Source organism: Roseateles sp. P2_H4, assembly GCF_056403315.1.
Window position 1 is genome coordinate 58348 of sequence record NZ_JBFUFR010000032.1, and the last position, 20731, is coordinate 79078.

General features: G+C 69.5%; 17 protein-coding genes. 9 read left to right on the forward strand and 8 right to left on the reverse strand.

Annotated elements, in window-relative coordinates; translation table 11 throughout:
* Nucleotides 1–85: 85 nt before the first annotated feature.
* The 4 genes from AC1DW3_RS22160 (at nt 86) to AC1DW3_RS22175 (ending at nt 5851) form a co-directional block, all read left to right on the forward strand.
* Complete coding sequence (locus AC1DW3_RS22160) at nt 86–1519, forward strand: aldehyde dehydrogenase family protein (RefSeq protein ID WP_477934934.1); 1434 nt, start codon at nt 86–88, stop codon at nt 1517–1519.
* Nucleotides 1516–2802: an NAD(P)/FAD-dependent oxidoreductase gene (locus AC1DW3_RS22165; RefSeq protein ID WP_477934936.1), complete on the forward strand. Its 1287-nt coding sequence runs from the start codon at nt 1516–1518 to the stop codon at nt 2800–2802. Before AC1DW3_RS22160 ends, AC1DW3_RS22165 begins: the two co-directional genes overlap by 4 nt.
* A 62-nt stretch (nt 2803–2864) precedes the next feature.
* Nucleotides 2865–3449 (forward strand): methylamine utilization protein, encoded by a 585-nt coding sequence (locus tag AC1DW3_RS22170; protein ID WP_477934938.1) that lies wholly within the window; start codon nt 2865–2867, stop codon nt 3447–3449.
* Nucleotides 3450–3457: 8 nt separating this feature from the next.
* Entirely contained in the window at nt 3458–5851 is a 2394-nt protein-coding gene (locus AC1DW3_RS22175; protein ID WP_477934940.1) for a putative bifunctional diguanylate cyclase/phosphodiesterase, read from the forward strand.
* On the opposite strand, the gene AC1DW3_RS22180 is transcribed toward AC1DW3_RS22175, so the two are convergent.
* From AC1DW3_RS22180 to thiL, 3 genes are read right to left on the reverse strand one after another with little or no spacing between them, the layout of a single operon-like run.
* A complete protein-coding gene (locus AC1DW3_RS22180; RefSeq protein ID WP_477934942.1) occupies nt 5848–6345 on the reverse strand; it encodes a CinA family protein in 498 nt (165 codons plus the stop codon). The two genes, AC1DW3_RS22175 and AC1DW3_RS22180, sit on opposite strands and share 4 nt — an antisense overlap.
* A gap of 4 nt (nt 6346–6349) precedes the next feature.
* Nucleotides 6350–6877 (reverse strand): phosphatidylglycerophosphatase A family protein, encoded by a 528-nt coding sequence (locus AC1DW3_RS22185; protein WP_477934944.1) that lies wholly within the window; start codon nt 6875–6877, stop codon nt 6350–6352.
* On the reverse strand, nt 6874–7812 hold the full coding sequence (thiL, locus tag AC1DW3_RS22190; protein WP_477934946.1) for a thiamine-phosphate kinase: 939 nt from the start codon (nt 7810–7812) through the stop codon (nt 6874–6876). Before thiL ends, AC1DW3_RS22185 begins: the two co-directional genes overlap by 4 nt.
* A 90-nt stretch (nt 7813–7902) precedes the next feature.
* On the opposite strand from thiL, the gene AC1DW3_RS22195 reads away from it, so the two are divergent.
* The 3 genes from AC1DW3_RS22195 (at nt 7903) to AC1DW3_RS22205 (ending at nt 11302) form a co-directional block, all read left to right on the forward strand.
* A complete protein-coding gene (locus AC1DW3_RS22195) occupies nt 7903–10200 on the forward strand; it encodes an NADP-dependent malic enzyme (protein ID WP_477934948.1) in 2298 nt (765 codons plus the stop codon).
* Nucleotides 10201–10437: 237 nt separating this feature from the next.
* Nucleotides 10438–10860 carry a guanyl-specific ribonuclease gene (locus tag AC1DW3_RS22200; RefSeq protein WP_477934950.1) on the forward strand — a complete coding sequence of 141 codons (423 nt, stop codon included), beginning with the start codon at nt 10438–10440 and terminating at the stop codon, nt 10858–10860.
* 46 nt (nt 10861–10906) lie between these two features.
* Complete coding sequence (locus tag AC1DW3_RS22205; RefSeq protein ID WP_477934952.1) at nt 10907–11302, forward strand: barstar family protein; 396 nt, start codon at nt 10907–10909, stop codon at nt 11300–11302.
* A 272-nt stretch (nt 11303–11574) separates the two neighbouring features.
* Here AC1DW3_RS22205 and rsmA read toward each other — a convergent pair whose 3' ends face one another.
* The 3 genes from rsmA to AC1DW3_RS22220 are packed head-to-tail and all read right to left on the reverse strand — an operon-like array spanning nt 11575 to nt 16042.
* The gene (rsmA, locus tag AC1DW3_RS22210; RefSeq protein WP_477934954.1) at nt 11575–12378 is read right to left on the reverse strand and encodes a 16S rRNA (adenine(1518)-N(6)/adenine(1519)-N(6))-dimethyltransferase RsmA; all 804 of its coding nucleotides are present in this window, start codon (nt 12376–12378) and stop codon (nt 11575–11577) included.
* Nucleotides 12366–13676: a peptidylprolyl isomerase gene (locus tag AC1DW3_RS22215; RefSeq protein WP_477934956.1), complete on the reverse strand. Its 1311-nt coding sequence runs from the start codon at nt 13674–13676 to the stop codon at nt 12366–12368. The genes rsmA and AC1DW3_RS22215 overlap by 13 nt, the downstream gene beginning before the upstream one ends.
* The gene (locus AC1DW3_RS22220) at nt 13673–16042 is read right to left on the reverse strand and encodes an LPS-assembly protein LptD (protein WP_477934967.1); all 2370 of its coding nucleotides are present in this window, start codon (nt 16040–16042) and stop codon (nt 13673–13675) included. The genes AC1DW3_RS22215 and AC1DW3_RS22220 overlap by 4 nt, the downstream gene beginning before the upstream one ends.
* A gap of 81 nt (nt 16043–16123) precedes the next feature.
* On the opposite strand from AC1DW3_RS22220, the gene AC1DW3_RS22225 reads away from it, so the two are divergent.
* Nucleotides 16124–16678: a hypothetical protein gene (locus AC1DW3_RS22225; protein WP_477934958.1), complete on the forward strand. Its 555-nt coding sequence runs from the start codon at nt 16124–16126 to the stop codon at nt 16676–16678.
* Here the strand turns inward: AC1DW3_RS22225 and AC1DW3_RS22230 are convergent, their stop codons facing one another.
* Together AC1DW3_RS22230 and AC1DW3_RS22235 are read right to left on the reverse strand one after the other, a co-directional pair.
* Nucleotides 16679–17626, reverse strand: coding sequence for a LysR family transcriptional regulator (locus tag AC1DW3_RS22230; RefSeq protein ID WP_477934960.1), 948 nt, complete (start codon nt 17624–17626; stop codon nt 16679–16681).
* Nucleotides 17627–17630: 4 nt separating this feature from the next.
* Entirely contained in the window at nt 17631–19106 is a 1476-nt protein-coding gene (locus AC1DW3_RS22235; RefSeq protein ID WP_477934962.1) for a M20 family metallopeptidase, read from the reverse strand.
* Between the two features lie 122 nt (nt 19107–19228).
* On the opposite strand from AC1DW3_RS22235, the gene AC1DW3_RS22240 reads away from it, so the two are divergent.
* A complete protein-coding gene (locus AC1DW3_RS22240; RefSeq protein ID WP_477934963.1) occupies nt 19229–20560 on the forward strand; it encodes a hypothetical protein in 1332 nt (443 codons plus the stop codon).
* Nucleotides 20561–20731 lie beyond the last annotated feature (171 nt).

Genomic DNA, 20731 nt, shown 5'->3' on the forward strand with positions numbered 1-20731 from the left:
GCTACGGCTGCGCTTTGCGCCTAGATTGGCGACGCCGCGACGGCCTGCTCGGCCGCGTGGAGTTCATTCACAGCCTCTTCTGATCATGCAATTCCGCAGCCTGATTGCCGGCCAGTGGTGGCCGGGTGGCACGCCCGTGCCCAACGAGAACCCGTCCGACCTCGCCGATCCCGTCGGCACGGCCTTCGAGACCGACGCGGCCGGCGTGCAGGCCGCGATCGCCGCCGCCGCCGAGGCCGCGCCCGTCTGGGCCGCGAGCGGCCCGCAGCAGCGCGCCGATGTGCTGGACCGCATCGGCGCGGAAATCCTGGCCCGCCGCGAGGAGCTCGGCCGGCTGCTGGCACGCGAGCTGGGCAAGACCCTGCCAGAGGCCATCGCCGAGGTCGGCCGCGCCGGCCAGATCTTCAAGTTCTTTGCCGGCGAGGCGTTGCGCCAGGCCGGGCAGTTGCTGGACTCGGTGCGGCCGGGCGTGCGCGTCGAGGTCACGCGCGAACCGCTCGGCGTCGTCGGCCTCATCACGCCCTTCAACTTCCCGCTCGCCATTCCCGCGTGGAAGGTGGCCCCGGCACTGGCCTACGGCAATGCCCTGGTGCTCAAGCCCGCCGAGCGCACGCCGGCCAGCGCCTGGGCCCTGGCCGACATCGTGCAGCGCTCGGGCCTGCCGCCCGGCGTCTTCAACCTGGTGCTGGCGCGCGGCGCCGTGGCAGGACCGCTGCTGGTGGACAGCCCGCAGGTCGCGGCCATCAGCTTCACCGGCTCGCAGGCGGTGGGGCGGCGCCTCGCGGCCGACTGCGGCCTCCGGCTGAAGAAGCTGCAGCTGGAAATGGGCGGCAAGAACCCGCTGCTGGTGCTGGACGACGCCGACCTCGAACAGGCGGTGCACTGCGCTGTGCAGGGCGCCTTCTATTCGACCGGCCAGCGCTGCACGGCCTCCAGCCGCCTCATCGTCACGGCCGGCATCGCGGCGCGCTTTCGCGACGCCCTTATCAAGGCCACGCGGGCCCTGCGCGTCGGCCATGCGCTCGACGCGCAGACGCAGGTCGGCCCCTGCGCCGATACCGCGCAACGCGAGGTCGTCGAGCGCGAGATCGAGGCCGCGCTGGCCGAGGGCGCCGAGGTGCTCTGCGGCGGAGAACGCCCCGCGCGGCCGACGGCGGGCCATTTCCTGGCTCCGGCCCTGTTGATGCCCGCGCGGCCCGGCACACGGCTGGACCGCGTCGAGGCGTTCGGCCCGCTGGCCAGCCTGACGGTCGTGCCCGACTTCGAGGCCGGCCTGGCCCTGGCCAACGACACCGAGTTCGGCCTGGCCGCGGGCGTCTGCACACAGTCGCTCAAGCACGCCGAGGCCTTCCGCCGCCGCGCCCAGGCCGGGCTGGTGATGGTCAACCTGCCCACGGCCGGCGTGGACTATCACGTGCCCTTTGGCGGCCGCAAGGCGAGCAGCCTGGGCTCGCGCGAACAGGGCAGCATGGCGGCCGAGTTCTACACGACGGTCAAGACGGGCTACCTGCAGGCATGACAAACGCCGACTGGGAACAGCTGCCACCGCTGGAGGGCGGCTTGCGTTCAGTGCAGACCCTGGTGATCGGTGGCGGCATCATCGGTCTGGCCTGCGCGCTGCGCCTGCAGGCGGCCGGCCAGCAGGTGCTGCTGATCGAGCGCGAGCGGCTGGCCGCCGGCGCCAGCCGCGGCAATGCCGGCGCGCTGGCTTTCTCGGACGTGCTGCCGCTGGCCTCGCCCGGCATCCTGCGCCAGGCGCCGCGCTGGCTGCTCGACCCGCTCGGACCGCTGAGCCTGCGGCCGGCCTATGCGCCGGCCATGCTGCCCTGGCTGTGGCAGTTCTGGCGCGCCAGCCGCACAGCCCGCGTGGCCGCCAGCACCCAGGCCCAGGCCGCGCTGCTGGCGCAGTCGGCCGACGAGTGGCCGGCGCTGTTGCGGCTGGCCGGCGCCGAGGACCAGTTGCGCGACGGCGGCAATCTGCATCTCTATGACTCCGAAGCCCAATGGCGCGCGGCGCAGCCCGGCTGGGCGCAGCGGGCCGAACATGGCGTCGCCTACCAAAATCTCGAGGGCAGCGAGAGCCTCGCCGCACTGCAGCCCGGCCTGAGTCCGGCGCTGCGGCATGGCGTCTTTGTGCCGCACTGGCAGACCGTCGACGACCCACTGCGCTTGTGCCAGAGCCTCGCCCAGGCCTTCATCGCCCGCGGCGGCCGCCTGGCGCGCGCTCAAGCGCAGGCACTGTTGCCTGAGGCCCGCGGCCTGCTGCTGCAACTGGGCGACGGCTCGCCGCTGCTGGCGCAGCGCGTGCTGCTATGCGCCGGGCCCTGGTCGCACCAGTTGGCGGCCCGCCTGGGCGAGCGCTTCCCGCTCGAAACCGAGCGCGGCTACAACACCACGCTGCCGCCCGGCGCCTTCGCGCTGCAGCGGCAGCTGACCTTCCCCGGCCATGGCTTCGTCGTCACGCCGATTGCCGGCGGCGTGCGCGTGGGCGGCGCGGTGGAGTTCGCCGGGCTGCAGGCGCCGCCCAACTACGCCCGCGCCGACGCGATGCTGGCCCAGGCCCGTCGCTTCCTGCCCGGCCTGCACACCGAGGGCGGCACGCAGTGGATGGGCTGCCGGCCTTCGCTGCCAGACTCGCTGCCCGTCATCGGCCCCTCGCCGGCCGACGGCCGGCTGTTCTACGCCTTTGGTCACGGGCATCTGGGACTGACACAGGCGGCCGCGACGGCACAGCTGGMGACGGCCTGGGCGACGCAGCAGGACTTGCCACCCGCGGCCTTCGCGCCGCAACGGTTTCTCTAGGGCCAGTTCCGGCTGTCCGCCTTGCGCGATTCGGCTATCGTCGGGGTGGGAGTTCCTCCGCCATGACCCTTCGCCGTCTCGCCATTCTGTCGCTCGCCCTGAGTCCCCTCGCTGTGCACGCCGTGCCCGTCACCGTGCAGCTGCGCGGCGCCAATGGCCAGCCGCTGGCCAACGCGGCGGTGGCCGTCGAAGTCAAGGGCCGCACCGGCAAGGCCACCACGGCCAAGGCCGAGATGGGCCAGCGCGACCGCCAGTTCACGCCCCAGCTGCTCGTCGTGCAGACGGGCACGGCGGTGAACTTCCCGAACTTCGACACGGTGCGGCATCACGTCTATTCGTTCTCGCCCATCAAGGTCATCGACATCAAGCTCTATTCGGGCACGCCGGCCGAGCCCGTCGTGTTCGACAAGCCCGGYGTCGCGACGCTGGGCTGCAACATCCATGACCGCATGAGCGCCCACATCGTCGTCGTCGACACGCCGACCTTCGGGCGCACCGACGACAAGGGCCAGGTGGCGTTCGACCTGCCGGCGGGCGAGCACGTCGTCAAGGCCTGGCACAGCGGCCAGAAGTCGCCCAATCTGCAGAGCGTCAAGCTCGACGTACCGGCGGGCGGGGGCACCATGGCCCTGACCCTCGCCGAGTAACGCCCCCAATGCGCTGGCCAGCCTGGCTGAATCTGCGCCGCCTCGAGGGGCGCATCGTCGCCCTCTTCCTGGCGCTGCTGCTGGTCGTCCAGCTGGTCAGCTTCGGCGCCATCCACGCCAGCATCACGCACAACGCCGACGAATCGCTGGCCGCCGAGCTGCAGACCGGCGAGCGTGTGCTGCGCCGCCTGCTCGACCAGCGCGCCGGCAAGCTGCGCGACGCGGCCGAGCTGCTGGCCAAGGACTATGGTTTTCGCAGCACGGTCGGCCTGTCGCTGGCCGAGGCCGGCACCGTCGAGACCATCAAGGATGCCCTCGTCAACCAGGGCGAGCGCGTCGGCGCGTCGGTGGTCGCCTATTTCGACGACGGGCAGCACCTCGTGGCCGCCACGCGCGACGGTGCGGCAGCCTTCGGCACGGCCCTCAACCAGTTGGTGACCAGCAAGGACGGCGCCGCTCTCGTCGTGCAGGGCAACCAGGTCTACCAGGTGGTGGCCGTGCAGGTGCGCACGCCGGCGCCGGTGGGCTGGGTGCTGATGGCCTTCGCACTGGACCGCGAGGTGCTGGACGACCTGCGCGCGCTGTCCGAACTGCAGAGCGTCGTGCTGCTGCAAAGCCCGGCCCAGCCCTGGCAGGGCATCGTCGGCAACCTCGACGAAGGCGCGGCCGCGGCCCTGCGCGCCGGCCTGGGCAGCGCGGCACCGGCCGGCGGCATCCTGGAACTGGCCGGCGAGCGCATGCGCGCCCGCTTCGTGCCGCTGATCGGCGGCGAGCAGCCGCTGGGCGTGATGCTGCTGCGCTCGCTGGACGTGGCGCTGGCGCCCTATCAGCAGCTGCAGCTCGTGCTGCTCGGCCTGACGGTGCTGGGCGTCGTCGTCTTCGCCCTCGTCAGCGTGCTGCTGGCGCGCGGCATCAGCGGCCCCATCACCGCGCTGTCGGCCTCGGCCAGGCGGCTGGAACGCGGCGACTACGACACGCCCGTGCCAGCCACCTCGAGCCTGGAAGAGGTGCACAAGCTGGCCCTGGCGCTGGAGAGCATGCGCGAGGGCATCCGCCGCCGTGACGCCCTGGTCAACAACCTGGCTTACGTCGACCAGCTGACGCTGCTGCCCAACCGCGCCCGTTTTGCCGAGTTCCTGCAGCACCACCTGACCAACAGCGACACGCCCGGCGCCGTGCTGATGCTGGACCTGGACCGCTTCAAGCATGTCAACGATGTGCTTGGGCATGATGTCGGCGACCGCCTGCTGCAAAGCGTGGCCGAGCGCCTGCAGGCGCTGTGTGCGCCGGCGCATTCCGTGCTCGMGCGGCTGTCGGGCGACGAGTTCGCCGTGCTGCTGGCCCACACCGATGCCCACGCCGCCAGCGAGGCGGCCCTGGCCATCCTGAAGGACTTCGAGCGGCCGCTGCAGATCGACAACGAAACCATCGACCTCGGTGCCGGCATCGGCATCGCCCTCTTTCCCGAGCATGGCCACGACGTCAACCTGCTGCTCGGCCGCGCCGAGCTGGCCATGTACGCGGCCAAGACCCGCCAGTGCGGCAGCCTGATCTATCACGCCCAACTGGACGCCGGCAGCCAGGAGTCGCTGTCTCTGCTGACCGAGCTGCGCCACGCCGTCGAGCAGGACGAGCTGCGCCTGTATCTGCAGCCCAAGATCGACCTGCAGCACGGCAGGATCCTCGGCGCCGAGGCGCTGGTGCGCTGGCAGCATCCGACGCGCGGCCTGGTGCCGCCGATGCAGTTCATCCCGTTTGCGGAGCAGACCGGTTTCATCCGCCTGCTCAGCGCCTGGGTGCTGTCCAACGCGGCCAGGTTCGCGCGCCAGGCGGCAGACGCCGGCCTGACGTTGCGGCTGTCGGTCAACCTGTCCACGCGCGACCTGATGGACCAGGACCTGCCGGCCAAGATCGAGGCCATGCTGACGCCGCTGGACGTGCCGGCCAGCTCGCTGTGCCTGGAGATCACCGAGAGCGCCATCATGGACGACCCCGAGCGGGCCCTGTCCACGCTGGAGCATCTGCATGCCATGGGCTTCAAGCTGTCCATCGACGACTTCGGCACCGGCTATTCGTCGCTGGCCTATCTGAAGCGCCTGCCGGTGGATGAGCTGAAGATCGACAAGAGCTTCGTCATGGCGATGGAGCGCGACCTCGACGACGCGCGCATCGTGCGCTCGACCATCGAGCTCGCCCACAACCTCGGGCTGAGCGTCGTCGCCGAGGGCCTGGAGACCGTCAAGGCCTGGGCCATGCTGGCCCGCCTGGGTTGCGACGAGGGCCAGGGCTATTACATCTGCAAGCCCATGCCGCAGGAGCAGTTCATCGCCTGGGCCGGGAGCTGGCAGCCACCCGACACCTCGGCCGTCACGACCGAGAGCGTCATCGCCAAACTCGGCTAGTTATCGCGGTCCTCGAGGGCTTCGCACAGCGCGGTGAGCCCCGCCGTCACCGTCTGCAGGCGCACCGCCTGGCGGTCGCCCGAGAAGTTCTCTCGCCAGACCTGGGCCGGCCGCCCCGCATGCACCAGCGCCAGCCAGACCGTGCCGACCGGCTTGGCCTCGCTGCCACCCGTGGGGCCGGCGACGCCGGTGACGGCCAGCGCCCAGTCGATGGGGGCATGGGCGAGCAACCCGCGCGCCATGTGCTCAGCCACTTCGGCGCTGACCGCGCCGTGCAGCGCCATCAGGCCCTTGGGCACACCCAGCAACTCGGCCTTGGCCTCGTTGCTGTAGCTGACGACGCCGCGCTCGAACCACGCGCTGGAGCCGGCCAGGCTGGTGCAGGCCGCGGCAATGAGGCCACCGGTGCAGCTCTCCGCCGTGCCGATGTGTTCACGCCGCTGGATCAAGGCCACGGCGATGCGGTCGATCAGTTCGTAGTCGTCGGCAAACATGGCATCACCCCAGGAGATAGCGGTAGAGCGCAATGACGGCAAGCGTACAGCCGGCCGCAACGAAGTCGTCGAACAGGATGCCCCAGCCCTGGGCCCAGCTGACGGGCGCGCCGCGCTCGCCCTTGAAGAGCCGGTCCGCCCAGCCCACCGGTCCGGGCTTGGCGGCGTCGAAGAAGCGGAACAGCCCGAAGGCGACGAGCTGGCCGAGCCATCCCGTGGGCGCGATCAGCCACAGGATGAGCCAGAAGGCCAGCACCTCGTCCCAGACGATGGAGCCGGGATCGGGCGTGTTCATGTCGCGCGCCGTGCGCGTGCAGGCCCACCAGCCGACGACAGTGCCGACACCGATCAGCAGCGCCCATGACAGGTCGGTCAGCCACGGCGAAATCAGCAGGAACACGCCCCATGCCCACAGCGTGCCGAAGGTGCCGGGCGCCTTTGGGCTCAGGCCGCTGCCGAAGCCCAGTGCGATCCAGCGTGCCGGGTGGCGCAGCATGAAGCTCACGGTCGGGCGAACAGGTGCACCGCTCATGACTTGAAGTGGTCGAAGGAGCGCAGGCCATGCTCGACCGCCGTGCCACGGGCATCGACGACGCGCAATCCCGGCTCGGCCTGGATGACGCCAATGCGCGTCAGCGCCACACCCACTTCGGGCAATACGGCACCGGCCGCCGCCGTGAAGACCAGTTCGTAGTCATCGCCGCCGGCCAGCAGGCATTCGCGCTGCAAGGCCAACGGCTGCGCGGCCAGCACCTCGCTGCGCGGCAGCGCATCCACATCGAGGCGAGCGCCAACACGCGAGGCCGCGAGGATGTGGCCGAGGTCGCCCAGCAGACCGTCCGACACGTCGATGGCCGAAGTCGCAATGCCGCGCAGCGCCTGGCCGAGCGCGACGCGTGGCGTCGGCAGCTCCATGGCGGCCCGCACGCGGTCAAAGCCGGCGCCCTCCGACGCCACCGTGCCGCGGAACACCTCCAGCGCCAGGCGCGCATCGCCCAGCCGCCCCGACACCCAGATCTCGTCGCCCACCCGCGCGCCGCCGCGCAGCAGGGCCTGCCCCGGCGGCGCCTCGCCGAAGACGGTGATGCAGATATTCAGCGGCCCCTGCGTCGTGTCGCCGCCGATCAGCGGGCAGGCATGGGCGTCGGCCAGGGCCCAAAGGCCACGGGCGAAGCCGGCCAGCCAGGCTTCGTCAACACGCGGCAGGGCCAGGGCCAATGTGAAGCCTCGCGGCGTCGCGCCGCAGGCGGCCAAGTCGCTCAGGTTGACGGCCAGGGCCTTGTGGCCGAGCCGCGCCGCGTCGACCGTCGACAGGAAATGCCGGCCTTCGACCAGCATGTCGCTGGAGACCAGCCAGCGCGCGCCCGGCGTGGCCACGAGCACGGCGCAGTCGTCGCCCACACCCACCTCGACACCGTCGGCCGCAGGGCGCTGGAAATAGCGCCGGATCAGATCAAACTCGCCCATGGCCGCGATTAGACCTTGTGGAGATCCACAGCGACCCGGCCTGCCCTCGGTGGCATGATTCCAGACCCCGTCGGAACTTGTGACCACGCCATGCTCAGCTCAGAAGAAAAACGCGCCCAACTCCGCCAGGCCGCTCTGGAATATCACGAGTTCCCGACCCCCGGAAAGATCGCCATCGCGGCGACCAAGCAACTCGTCAACCAGCACGACCTGGCGCTGGCCTATTCGCCCGGCGTGGCGGCGGCCTGCGAGGAGATCGTCGCCGACCCGGCCAACGCCTTCCGCTACACCTCGCGCGGCAACCTCGTCGCCGTCGTCTCCAACGGCACCGCCGTGCTGGGCCTGGGCAATATCGGGCCGCTGGCGTCCAAGCCGGTCATGGAAGGCAAGGGCGTGCTGTTCAAGAAGTTCGCCGGCATCGACGTCTTCGACCTCGAAGTGGCCGAGAACGACCTCGACAAGCTCGTGGACTGCATCGCCGCGCTGGAACCGACCTTTGGCGGCATCAACCTCGAGGACATCAAGGCGCCGGACTGCTTCTACGTCGAGCGCAAGCTGCGCGAGCGCATGAAGATTCCCGTCTTCCACGACGACCAGCATGGCACGGCCATCGTCGTCGGCGCGGCCTTCCTGAACGGCCTCAAGGTCGTCGGCAAGGACATCAAACAGGTCAAGCTCGTCACGTCGGGCGCCGGTGCGGCGGCACTCGCCTGCCTGGGCCTGCTCGTCAAGCTCGGCCTGCCGCGCGAGAACATCTGGGTCACCGACCTGGCCGGCGTCGTCTACGAGGGGCGCACCGAGTTGATGGACCCGGACAAGGCGGTGTTCGCCCAGCCGACGGCGCAGCGCAGCCTGCGCGAAGCCATCGCCGGCGCCGACGTCTTCCTGGGCCTGTCGGCCGGCGGCGTGCTGAAGGCCGACATGGTGGCGACCATGGCCGCGCAACCGCTGATCTTCGCGCTGGCCAACCCGACGCCCGAGATCCTGCCGGAAGAAGTGCAGGCCGTGCGCAGCGACGCCATCATGGCCACGGGCCGCACGGACTACCCCAACCAGGTCAACAACGTCCTGTGCTTCCCCTACATCTTCCGCGGCGCGCTGGACTCGGGCGCGACGACGATCAACGTCGAGATGGAGATCGCCGCGGTGCAGGCCATCGCGGAACTGGCCCAGGCCGAGCAGAGCGAAGTGGTCGCCGCCGCCTACGTGGGCGCCACGCTGAGCTTCGGCCCTGAATACCTGATCCCCAAGCCCTTCGATCCGCGGCTGATGATGCGCATCGCGCCGGCCGTCGCCAAGGCCGCGGAGGACTCCGGCGTGGCGGCCCGCCCGATCAAGGACTGGGACGCCTACCGGGAAAAGCTGCAGAGCTTCGTCTATGCCTCGGGCAACACGATGAAGCCCATCTTCACCGCGGCCAAGCGCGCGCCCAACAAGCGCGTCGCCTATGCCGAGGGCGAGGAGGAGCGCATCCTGCGCGCGGCCCAGGTCGTCGTCGACGAGGGCCTGGCCCGGCCGACGCTGATCGGCCGACCCGAGGTCATCGCCGAGCGCTGCGAGCGTTTCGGCCTGCGCCTGCAGCAGGGCCGCGACTACGACGTCGTCAACGTCGAGCACGACGAGCGCTACCGCGACTACTGGCAGACCTATCTGCGCATGACCGAGCGCAAGGGCGTCACCCAGCAGCTCGCCAAGATCGAGATGCGCCGCCGCCTGACGCTGATCAGCGCCATGCTGCTGCACAAGGGCGAGGTCGACGGCATGCTGTGCGGCACCTGGGGCACGACGGCCACCCATCTGCAGTACATCGACCAGGTCATTGGCAAGCGCGCCGGCGTGAAGACGTACGCCTGCATGAACGGGCTGATCCTGCCCGGTCGCCAGGTCATGCTGGTGGACACCCACGTCAACTACGACCCGACCGCGGAGCAGCTCGCCGAGATCACCGTGATGGCCGCGCAGGAGATGTGCCGCTTCGGCCTTAGCCCCAAGGCCGCGCTGCTGTCGCACAGCAACTACGGCACCAGCGACAAGCCCTCGGCCGTGAAGATGCGCGACACGCTGGCACTGCTGCAGCAGCTCGCTCCCTGGCTGGAAGTTGACGGCGAGATGCACGGCGACACCGCGCTGGACGCGCCTTACCGCAAGCAGATCATGCCCAACAGCCCGCTGACCGGCGAAGCCAACCTGCTGGTGCTGCCCAATATCGACGCCGCCAACATCTCCTACAACCTGCTGAAGACGGCCGCCGGTGGTGGCATTGCCATCGGCCCGGTGCTGCTGGGCGCGGCCAAGCCCGTGCACATCCTGACGCCTTCGGCCACCGTGCGCCGCATCGTCAACATGACAGCCCTGACCGTCGCCGACGCCAACGCGGCGCGCAGCTGAAGCCGGCCGCGGTTCCATGCCGGAACAGCGTAAAAGAGCCCGGACTCCCCCAATTGACAGAAGTTTTCACGACCGAAAACTGCGTCATGCAACCGTCACGCCGCCAGTAAAAACAAGCACTTAGCCGGGTGTGAGCGCAGGCTCACATCCGCTTATTCCTGACTTCGGCGCCGGTCTGCAGCTTGAGCTTTTGGGGTCGCTTCGGTACCATATCGGTTTTCCGTTCAGGGTTAACCCGTGTTTTTGCTCTCGTGGCTGGCGCGCTCCGGCGCCTCGGCGGTCACCACCGCCCTGCTGCTTTCCGGCCTGGCCGGAGGCGCGCAAGCCAAGGAAACACCTCCCACCGCAACGCCCGCTCTGGCTGATATTTCGCTGAGCGAGCTGCCCGCCCAGGCCCAGGAAACCCACCGGCTCGTTCTCGCCGGCGGCCCGTTTCCCCAAACCAAGGACGGCGTGGTGTTCGGTAATCGTGAGCGCCTGCTGCCCCGCAAGGCGCGCGGCTTCTACCGCGAATACACGGTCAAGACCCCCGGATCGCGCAATCGGGGCGCCCGTCGCCTCGTCTGCGGCGGCACGCCGCCGACAGCGCCCGAAGTTTGTTACTACACCGACGATCACTATGCCAGCTTCAAGCGCATCCGCGCCGCAGCGGGCCGGTGAAGGTCCAGGTTCAGCAGTTTTGTGACTTGAAAGGAGGATCGCGACCATGCTTTTGCAGACCGTCCGTCCCAATATCGTGCAGGCCATAAGGGCCTACCGGGTCGAGGACTTGATGCAGGCCGCCCACGAAGCGGGCCAGCATTTCCTGTACGCCAATCTGTCGGAGGCGCAGTCCAAGCAGGACGTGCTGGACGGCATCGCGCAGGCCTTCCTGTTTCCCGCGCATTTCGGCAAGAACCTGGACGCCCTGCATGACTGCATGACCGACCTCGTTCACAAGTCTGGCAGCCAGCCGGGCTTTGTCGTCGTGCTTGAGCAGTTGCCAGACAACGTTCGATTCGACCGCGAGGCGCGCGAGCAACTGCTCGATGTCTTCCGCGATACGGCCGACTACTGGGCCGACAGGAAGATCTCCTTCCGCTGTTTCTATTCTTTTCAGTAGCCCGCTCCCAAGATAACGGGTCATGGGAGCGGGCTGCTGAAGTGGCCCCGGTTATTGAGAAGCCCGCGCCGAAAAGCGCGAAGGCAGCAATTGGCAACCCCAACTTCGGCATGAACATGCCGATGATGTGCAGCGCCTTTGATACGTCGATGTGGTTGAACGCCGCGTAATGAGACCCCCCGTACCGGCTGACGCCGGCCCCCCGAGGGGGCGCTGCTAGCGGCCCGGCAAAGCCGGTTCCGCTGCAGCTGCTGGAGGAGACAAAGCCCGCTTCAAGCGGGCTTTGTCGTTTCTGAGACGTTGAGGGCGAGCGCCACGAACTCGTCGACCGGCACTTCCTCGGCGCGGCGCTGCAGGTCGAAGTGACCCGAGTAGCCGCGCTCGGTCAGCCAGCGGCCGAGGCTGTGGCGCAGCAGCTTGCGGCGCTGCGAGAAGGCGCTGGCGACCAAGGCCCCCAAAAGGGCCGGGTCCACCGCCGGCGGCTTGGCCAGGGGCTGCATGCGCACGATGGCCGAGTCCACGCGTGGCGGCGGGTCGAAGGCCTCGGGCGGCACATCCAGTACCGACTCGATGCCATAGCGCCACTGCAGCATCACGCTGAGGCGCCCGTAGTCCTTGCCGCCCGGCCCGGCGGCCATGCGGTCGACGACTTCCTTCTGCAGCATGAAGTGCTGGTCGACGACATCGTCCACGGCCTCCAGCAGGTGGAAGAGGATGGGCGTCGAGATGTTGTAGGGCAGGTTGCCGACGACGCGCAGCTTGGCGGCCTTGGTGGCGGCCAGCCCCTTGAAGTCGACCTTGAGCACGTCGCTCTCGATGACCTCGACGTCGTCCCGCTTGCGCAGCCGCGCGGCGAGGTCGCGGTCCAGCTCGATGACGGTCAGCGGCACGGAGCCCTTGGGGATGCGCGCCAGCAAGGGCAGCGTCATCGCCCCCAGGCCGGGGCCGATCTCGACCAGGGTCTCGCCGGGCTGCGGGTCGATCAGGTCGACGATGGCTTCGATCAGCGCCTTGTCGGTCAGGAAATGCTGCCCGAAGCGCTTGCGCGGGATGTGGGAGCCGCTCAGTCGAGCCATTCGCGGACTTCGACGAAGGCCTTGTTGCGCAGATCCTTGACCCACTCCTGGTAGGCCTCGTCGTACTTCTGCTCGCGCAGCGCACCACGGGCCTGGTCGCGCAGCTGCTTGACCTCGACGTCGACCGTGCGGCGCTCTAGGACCTGGATGAGGTGCACGCCAAAGCGCGACACGACCGGGCCGGAGATGCCGTTCAGCGGCAGCGCGTTCATCGCTTCCTCGAACTCGGGCACGAAGCCGCCGGCCCCCATCCAGCCGAGGTCGCCGCCCTCGGGCGCGCTGCCGTCCTCGGAGTTGTCCTTGGCCAATTGGTCGAACTTGGCCTGGCCGGCCTCGATCTGCCGCTTGAACTCGGCCAGGCGGCGGGCCGCGACCTCGGCGGTGAGCTGGGCCGAGGGGCGCAGCAGGATGTGGCGCGCATGGGTCTGTGTGCTTTGCGTCATGGACGCCGCGCCCTGGCGCTCGACGACCTTGAGGATGTGAAAGCCCGCGCCGCTGCGCAACACCTGGGGGGCGACCTGGCCGCTCTTCAGGCCGCTGGTGGCATTGACGAAGAGGTCGGGCAGGCGGTCCACCGGACGCAGGCCGATCTCGCCGCCCTTGGCCTTGTTGCCGTCCTCGGAAATCTCGCGGGCGACGCGGGCGAAGTCCTCGCCGCCCTTGACGCGGGCCAGCGCGGCCTCGGCGCGGGCGCGGCGTTCGGCGACGACGCTTTCCGGCGCGCCGTCGGGCACCGGCACCAGCACCTGGGCCAGGTTGATCTGGCCACCCTGCTCCAGCGCGGCGCGCTTCTTGTCGAGGTAGGCATCGATCTCGGCGTCGGTCACCTTGATGCGCCCCTGCACCTCGCGCTCGCGCACGCGCTCCGTCATCATCTGGTCGCGCAGGTTCTCGCGGAAGCTCTTGTAGTCGGTGCCGTCGGCCTTCAGGCGCTCGCGCAGCTGCGCCATCGTCAGCTTGTTCTGGGCGGCCACGTTGGCGACGACTCGGTCCAGTTCGGCCTCGTCGATGCGCGCGCCGTTCTCACGGGCGTAGGTGACGAGGACGCGGTCCTCGATCAGCGCCTCCAGCGCCTGCTTGCGCAGGCCGGCCGTCTCGGGCATGACCTCGCCCTTCTGGCGGGCCTCCTGGCGCAGGCGTTCGGTGCGCTGGATGACCTCGCTGGCGGCCACGACGTCCTGGTTGACGACGGCGGCGATGTAGTCCCCCGGCTGCAGCGTGGGTGTCTGGGCTTGGGCCTGGAAAGCGGCCAAGGCCAGCGTCACGGCAAGAAAATGGGGAGCGAGGCGATGCATCATGGTTGGAAATCTGAACTCGGTGAGCGGTCGGAGCTCAGCCTGCGGTAACCGGGGACATTGTCCTTCAAGACCTTGAGGGCGTTCGAACCGAGCTGTGACAGGCCGACGAGCTCCAGTTGCAGCATCAGCCGCGTGTTGGTTTCGGCCCGGCCGGTGGACAGCCGCTCGACGCCCCAGCGCAGCACCCAGCAGCCGGCGTCGTACTCGAAGCCCATGACCGAGTCGGTCAGGCGGCGGTCGCGCAGCGAGTACTGCACGCGGCCGGCGCTGTACCAGGCGCCGCCACAGGCCTTGCTGTCGGCACCGCGCGAGGTGACGGGCGTGCCGTAGATCGGCCATTGCCAGGCCAGCTCGACCTGCTCGCTCTGCGCCCGCGCCAGGCGATAGGCGACGCTGACGGTCTTGTAGGGCCCCGGCGAATAGCGCGCGCGCAGCACCGAGCGCACCGAACGGTTGGTCTCGGGGTTGAACTCCAGCGTGCCGTCGGCCCACCACTTCTCGTCCAGGTGGGCGGCGGCGGCCAGCAGCAGGTCAGAGAAGCGCTGCGTGACGGGCTGGCCGTCCGGCGTGATCTTCTGGTCGCGGAACAGGAAGCGCTGCACGGCGCCCAGGCGCAGGATTTCCTCGCCGGAGTTGGTGCCTATCCAGCGGCTGGTCACGCCAGCGCTCAGCGCATGCAGGTCCGACACCCGGTCCACACCCGAAAACTGGTTGTCGGTGTAGATGGAGTCGAAGTTGAAGTCCTTGGCCGCCCAGTCGAAGCTGGGCAGCGTGGACTGGTCGCGGAAGGGCGTGTTCACGTAGAACAGGCGCGGCTCCAGGCTCTGGCGGTAGTCGCGGCCCAGCAGCGTCGTGTCACGCTCGAAGACCCAGCCATGGTCGATGCTCAGCGTCGGGATGACCCGGCTCATGCGGCGACGGCCGTCGGGTTGGGTCTGGTCGAGGTCGTAGGCGGCCGCGTTGAAGGACGCCCGCGGAATGAACCACCAGGCCTCGCCACCCAGCGGCGCACTCACATGGCCCAGGGCATGCACGCGCTGGCCGCCGCGCTGCTGGCCGGCCAGGGCCGAGCTCGGCAGGTCGAAGCGGTTGTATTCCAGCTCCAGCCCCCCCTCCAGCCGCGCCTTGCGGCCCCAGGGGCGGAAGCTGTCCAACACCGCCTCGTCGGCGGCCGTCGTCACGCGCACGCCGACCTGCGGACTGCGCTGGAAGGGCGAGTCGAAAGGCGCGTCGACACCCTGCAGGACCTGCCAGCGCTGCACGCGGGCATAGGTGTCGATGACGCCCCAGGACAGCTCGCGGTGGCGGTTCAGCGTGAAGTCGTTGGCCAGGAGGCGCGGCGTCTGGCTCTCGACGCGGCGCGACATGTCCTTCCAGTAGTCGTCGTCGGACACCCGCTCGCTCTTGAGCCGGTAGCGCCAGTCGCCAAAGACGTGGCCGTCGTTGTCGAGCTTCAAGCTCCAACGCGATCTGCCGAAGACGCGGTCGCCAGGCAGCAGGTCGACATTGATGCGGCCGGCATGGCCGGGCTCCAGATAGCGGAACTCGCTGTCCAGGCCCACGCCGCGCTTGCTCATGATGAAGGGCGTGAAGGTCGCATCACGCTGCGGCGCGATGTTCCAGTAGTAGGGCACGCCGAACTCGAGGCCACTGCGGTTGTCCAGGAACAGATTGGGCGGCAGCCAGCCCGACTTGCGCGCCGAGCTGAGCGGGAAGCTCAGGGAGGGCGCCGCCAGGATGGGCACGCCCAGGAAGTGCAGCACSGCCCCGTCGGCCTGGCCCTCGTTGGCGGCCAGGTTCATGCGCAGCTGCTTGGCCGTGATCTGCCAGGCGGGTTCCTGGTTCTCCACGGCCGGGCAGCTGGTGTAGCTGCCCTCGGTGGCGCTCATGTGCTCGCTGTCCTGGAACTTCAGCACCTTGGCCTTGCCCGCGCCGCCGGTGGCCGCGAGGAAGAAGCGCGGCGTCAGGAACTCGCCCTCGAAACGGCTCACATAGAGCTGCAGCAGCGGGCCGCTGAAGACATTGCCGTTGTGGTTGATGCGCACCTGGCCCTCGGCCCGGGCGAGGTCGTCGACGACGCTGTAGTCCAGCTTGTCGGCGTTCAGCACCAGCTCGCCGTAGCGCAGCTCGACATCGCCCTGGCCCTCGGCCTTCTGATCCAGCTGGGCGGACACCTTGCTGGCGCTGATGACCAGGGCGGGCTTGGCGCCCGCCTTGGACGCCGGACCCAGCACGCGGCTGCCACGCAAGGGCAGCGCCTCGTCGGGGCCGCTCTGCTGGGCCGACGCCTGCCCCCAGGCGCACAGGGCCAGGGCGACGAAGAGGGGCAGTGGAGCCGGTGAGGGGGATCGGGAGAAGCGCGGCACGGACGGCAAGGCTCGGATTCTGTGAGGATGCCGGGGCCGGCGGTTCTTAGAATTTCATTATCCACGAGGGCCCTCCCCCCAATGACTTCCGCCACGACCGCCGGCCTGATGGCCGAGCTTCTCGCCCACCCCGCCGACGCCGACCGCCTGATGCGCGCCGCCTGCGCCGAGTTGCGCGCCCATCCCGCAGCGCTGCTGCCACCCGACGTGAACACGCTGCGCGCCGGCCTGGCCCGCATTGCCGAGGCAGGGCTGGACGGCGTGCTGCACCGCCTCGTCGACGACGCGCCGCAGGGCAGCGTGACGGACGCCTTGGCCGCGCTGCTGCGCCCGCCTGAACTGGCCTGGGACGAGGCCCAGGAAATCGACTGGGCCGCGCGCCACTGGCAGGAATGCCGCGCCGAGGGCCAGCTGGACGAGGAACTGGCGGCCGACTTCGGCGAGTACTGGCGCGAGCTGGAGTGGAGCGCCCTGCGCCAGCACCTCGTGCTGCTCGGCCAGGGCCATGCCGAGGAGCGCCGGCTGGGGGCCTACATCGCCAAGACCTCCAGCCGCTATGTCGCTTTCGGGCCGTTGAAGCGCGCCATTGAGGCCCGACACCCCGAATTCTTCGAGCTCGGCTTCACCTTGCGGTGATCAGGGGCAGGTCGCGCAACCCGCGGCGACCAGCCAGGGGTCCTTGTCCTCGCCGCCGAAGATCTGCAGCAGGAAGTCGAGGAAGGCCCGCGTGCGCGCCGGCACGTATTTGCGCGTCGGCATGCCGGCCCACAGCGTCGTGCCGAACAGCCGCCACTGCGGCATGACGCGCTCCAGCGCCTGTTCCAGCAACGCGTCCTCCACCATGAAGCTCGGCAGCCCCGCCACGCCCAGGCCGTGCAGGGCCGCGGCGTAATTGGTGTCCATATGCGTCGTCGACAGCGCGGCGCGCGACGGCACGATGGGCAGCGTGATCTCCTCGGTGCCGTCACCGCGCTGCAGCGTCAGGCCGCGCATCAGCGTCGGCGTGGGCGGCAGCAGCGCGTCGTGCTGCTTGAGGTCGTGCGGATGCTGGGGGCGGCCACGCTGGTCGAGATAGTCCGGCGAGGCGCACATGATGAATTCGCTGCGCGCCAAGCGGCGCGCGATGAAGTCACCGTCCAGCGTCTCGCGCGACAGGAAGATGGTCAGGTCGTAGGCATCGTTCACCGTGTCGACCGGGCCGGGAGACGTGATCTCCAGCGTCACCAGCGGGTACTCGCGGTGGAACTTGGGCAGGTGCTTGGCGAGCTGGTGCACCGCGATGGCCGGCGGGCACAGGATGCGCAGCAGGCCACGCACCTCCTGCGTGGCCGAAGCCGCCAGCGCCGCGGCCTCGTCGACATCGGCCAGGATGCGCCGCGCCCGCTCCAGATAGGCCTCGCCGATCTCGGTCAGCGACAGCCGCCGCGTCGTGCGGTTCAAGAGCCGCGTGCCGAGATGCTCCTCCAGCTCGGCCACCAGCCGCGTGACGACGGCCGGCGCCAGATCCAGCCCCCGAGCGGCGGCGGCAAAACTGCCCTCGTCGATGACGCGGACAAAGACCTTGATGGCGCGGAGCTGGTCCATTCGTTCAGGGATGGGCGGCCATGACCTGGGCGACGGCGGCGGTCAGCCGCTTGCCATAGGGCACATGCAGGAACTCGTTGGGGCCGTGGGCATTGCTCTTGGGGCCCAGCACGCCGCAGACCATCATCTGCGCCTTGGGGAAGCCCGTCTGCAGCATGCTCATGAGGGGAATCGTGCCGCCCTGGCCGATATAGCCGACCGGCGCGCCGAAATGGGCCTGGCTGGCGTCGTTGAGCGCCTGGCTGAGCCAGGGCGACAGCTCGGGCGTGTTCCAGCCGGTCGCGCCGTAAGCGCCGGCACGGCCGTCGGGCGTRAAGGTSACCTTGGCGTTGTAGGGCGCGTTGTCCTCCAGCAGGGTCTTCAGCTTGAGCGCGGCCTCGTTGCCGTCGATCAGCGGCGGCAGGCGCAGGCTSAGCTTGAAGGCCGTGTRGGGCCGCAGCACRTTGCCGGCATTCTTCAGCTCGGGGAAACCGTCGGCGCCGACGACCGACAGCGTCGGCCGCCAGGTGCGGTTGAGCAGCACCTCGACCGGGTCGGTCGTCACCGGCAGCACCGGGCCGCCGTCCGCACCGCAGGCCCAGGGCATGCGCTTGTAGACCTCTTCCTTCAGGATGGCCGCCGTCGCCTGCACCTGCTCCAGGCGGGCGCCGGGGATCTCGCAGTGGAAGCTCTCGGGCAGCAGGCGGCCGGTCTTGCTGTCTTCCAGCCGGTCCAGCACCTGGCGCAGGATGCGGAAGGACGACGGCACGACGCCCGAAGCGTCGCCGCTGTGGATGCCTTCGGCCAGCACCTCGACCTTCAGCACGCCCGACACCATGCCGCGCAGCGAGGTCGTCAGCCAGAGCTGGTCGTAGTTGCCGGCGCCGGAATCCAGGCAGACGACCAGGGACACATTGCCCAGACGCGGGCCGAGCAGGTCCAGGTAGGCCGGCAGGTCGAAGCTGCCGCTCTCCTCGCAGGTCTCGATGAGGCCGACGCAGCGCGGGCGCGGGATGCCCTGCTTGTCCAGCGCCATGATGGCCGTGAGGGACGCATAGACGGCATAGCCGTCGTCGGCGCCGCCGCGGCCATAGAGCAGGCCGTTCTCGTACTTGGGCGTCCAGGGGCCGAGGTCGTTGCGCCAGCCGCTGAACTCGGGCTGCTTGTCCAGGTGGCCGTAGACGACGACGGTGTCCTGTGAACCCGCCTTGGTGGCCGGCACCTCGAAGAAGATGACCGGCGTGCGGCCGGGGATGCGCACCACTTCGAGCTTGAGGCCGGCGACCTTCTTGCTCTCCACCCAGGCGGCGGCCTGGGTCAGCACCTTCTCGATGTGGCCGTTCTTCTCCCAGTCGGCGTCGAACATCGGGCTCTTGGCCGGAATGGCGATGTAGTCGGTCAGCGCCGGGACGATTTCCTCGTCCCAGACGCGGGCGGCAAATTCGCCCAGTGCGCTGGTCTCGTCGGCTTGCAGGGGCAGGTTGGGATCACGTGCGTTCATGGCGTACTCCTGGCGCTTGTGGCGCGACCCGCCAGTTTAGGCTTCCATGCAAACGGCATCACGCCGCCTGGGATAACTACCGGCGACGTTCCTGGGTTCAACCGCTTAGGCTCGGCGCCACGATGCGCCTGTTACTGATTGTTCTGATTGCGCTGCTGACCGGCTGCGCCTCCGGCCCCAAGTTCACGGTGGACGACGGCCGCAAGGTCGACGAGACGCTGCTGGCCGGCATGCGGGCCTATGGCGCGGGCGAACGCCTGATCCGCCCGGCCATCGCCCGCAGCGCCGCACTGAAGGACAAGGACTGCGACAAGCAGTGGGAGCTGCCCTTCGCGGTGGCGACCGGCGCCGGCTGGAGCGACAACGACCGCGTCGCCTGGGTGCGCGCCCTGCAGGTGGACGAACGCCTGACCGTCATCGCCGTCACCCAGGACTCGCCGCTGCCCATGGGCACGCGCATCAACCATGTCGCCGGCCAGAACAGCGACGACGGCGAGAAGCTGCTGGAATGGCTGGCCGAGGCACGCGACAACGGCAAGCCCTTCACCCTCGGCACGGCCGCGGGCAAGGCGGTGCAGATCAGGCCCTTCGAGGTCTGCCGCGGCTACACCCGCTTCGCACCGCCCAACACGCCGCAGCTGCAGGACTACCACTGGCTGCTCAGCCTGCACCCGCTGGAGGTGACGCTGGCCGAACCGACGCCCGACGAGGCGCTGTGGATGGTGCTGTGGACCCAGGGCCTGTCCGAAGAGGGCGGGGCCCGCATGAAGACCTACCACTACGCCCTCAAGATCGCCGGCACCCTCTACAACCTGGCGACGCTGGCCTCGGGCGTCAAGGCCGCGGCCCTGGCCGCCGATGCCGCCATCAGCGCGGCCAAGAGTGCCGCCGCCAACGTGGCCAGCGAGTTGCTCAAGCAGCAGCTCATCGAGCAGGGCAAAGCCATTGCCGCGCAGAAGATCCGCGAAGGCCTGGTCGACGCCGCCCAGCAGCTGACGCGCCAGCAGGTCGTCAACGTCATGCAGGCCGCGGCGGCCAACCGCGGCTCGCTGTCGGGCATCTCGCGCATCGCGGCCACCACCTTCGACTACGCCGACAGCTGGGCCTTCACGCGCATGGCGGCCCTGGGCGCGTCGCCACTGGCCGGCTTCTCCCTGCACCAGAAGCTGGTCGAGCGCAGCCTCGCCGCCAATGCTTTCCTCTTCGATGCCGAGCGCCTGCAGGCGCTGAACAAGGTGGCCGCGGCGCGCGGCTTCGAGGCCGAGGTCGTTGCCCTGCTCGGCGGCTTCAAGGCCGATTCGCTGGCCCGCGAGATCGGCGCAATGCCCCTGGCCTCGGCCCAGGGCAGCTTCAGCTTCGACAGCCCCGACGATCCCGGCGCCAACCGCTTCTCGCGTGGCCTCATCGACGCCATGCTCGAGATGCCCGCCGAATCCGGAGCCCGCAAGAAATGAGACGACCCCTCGCCCAATCTCGCGCCGCTGAACGCGGGCGAGCCCGGTCGGTCCCCCGCGGGGACGGCGATGCTTGCCGGATTGACCGGCAAGCACATCGCCACAGCGGGCCGGCTAGGGAGCGGCCCGGCGCTCGGCCCGAATACACAGGCCTCTTGCGCACCGCCATCC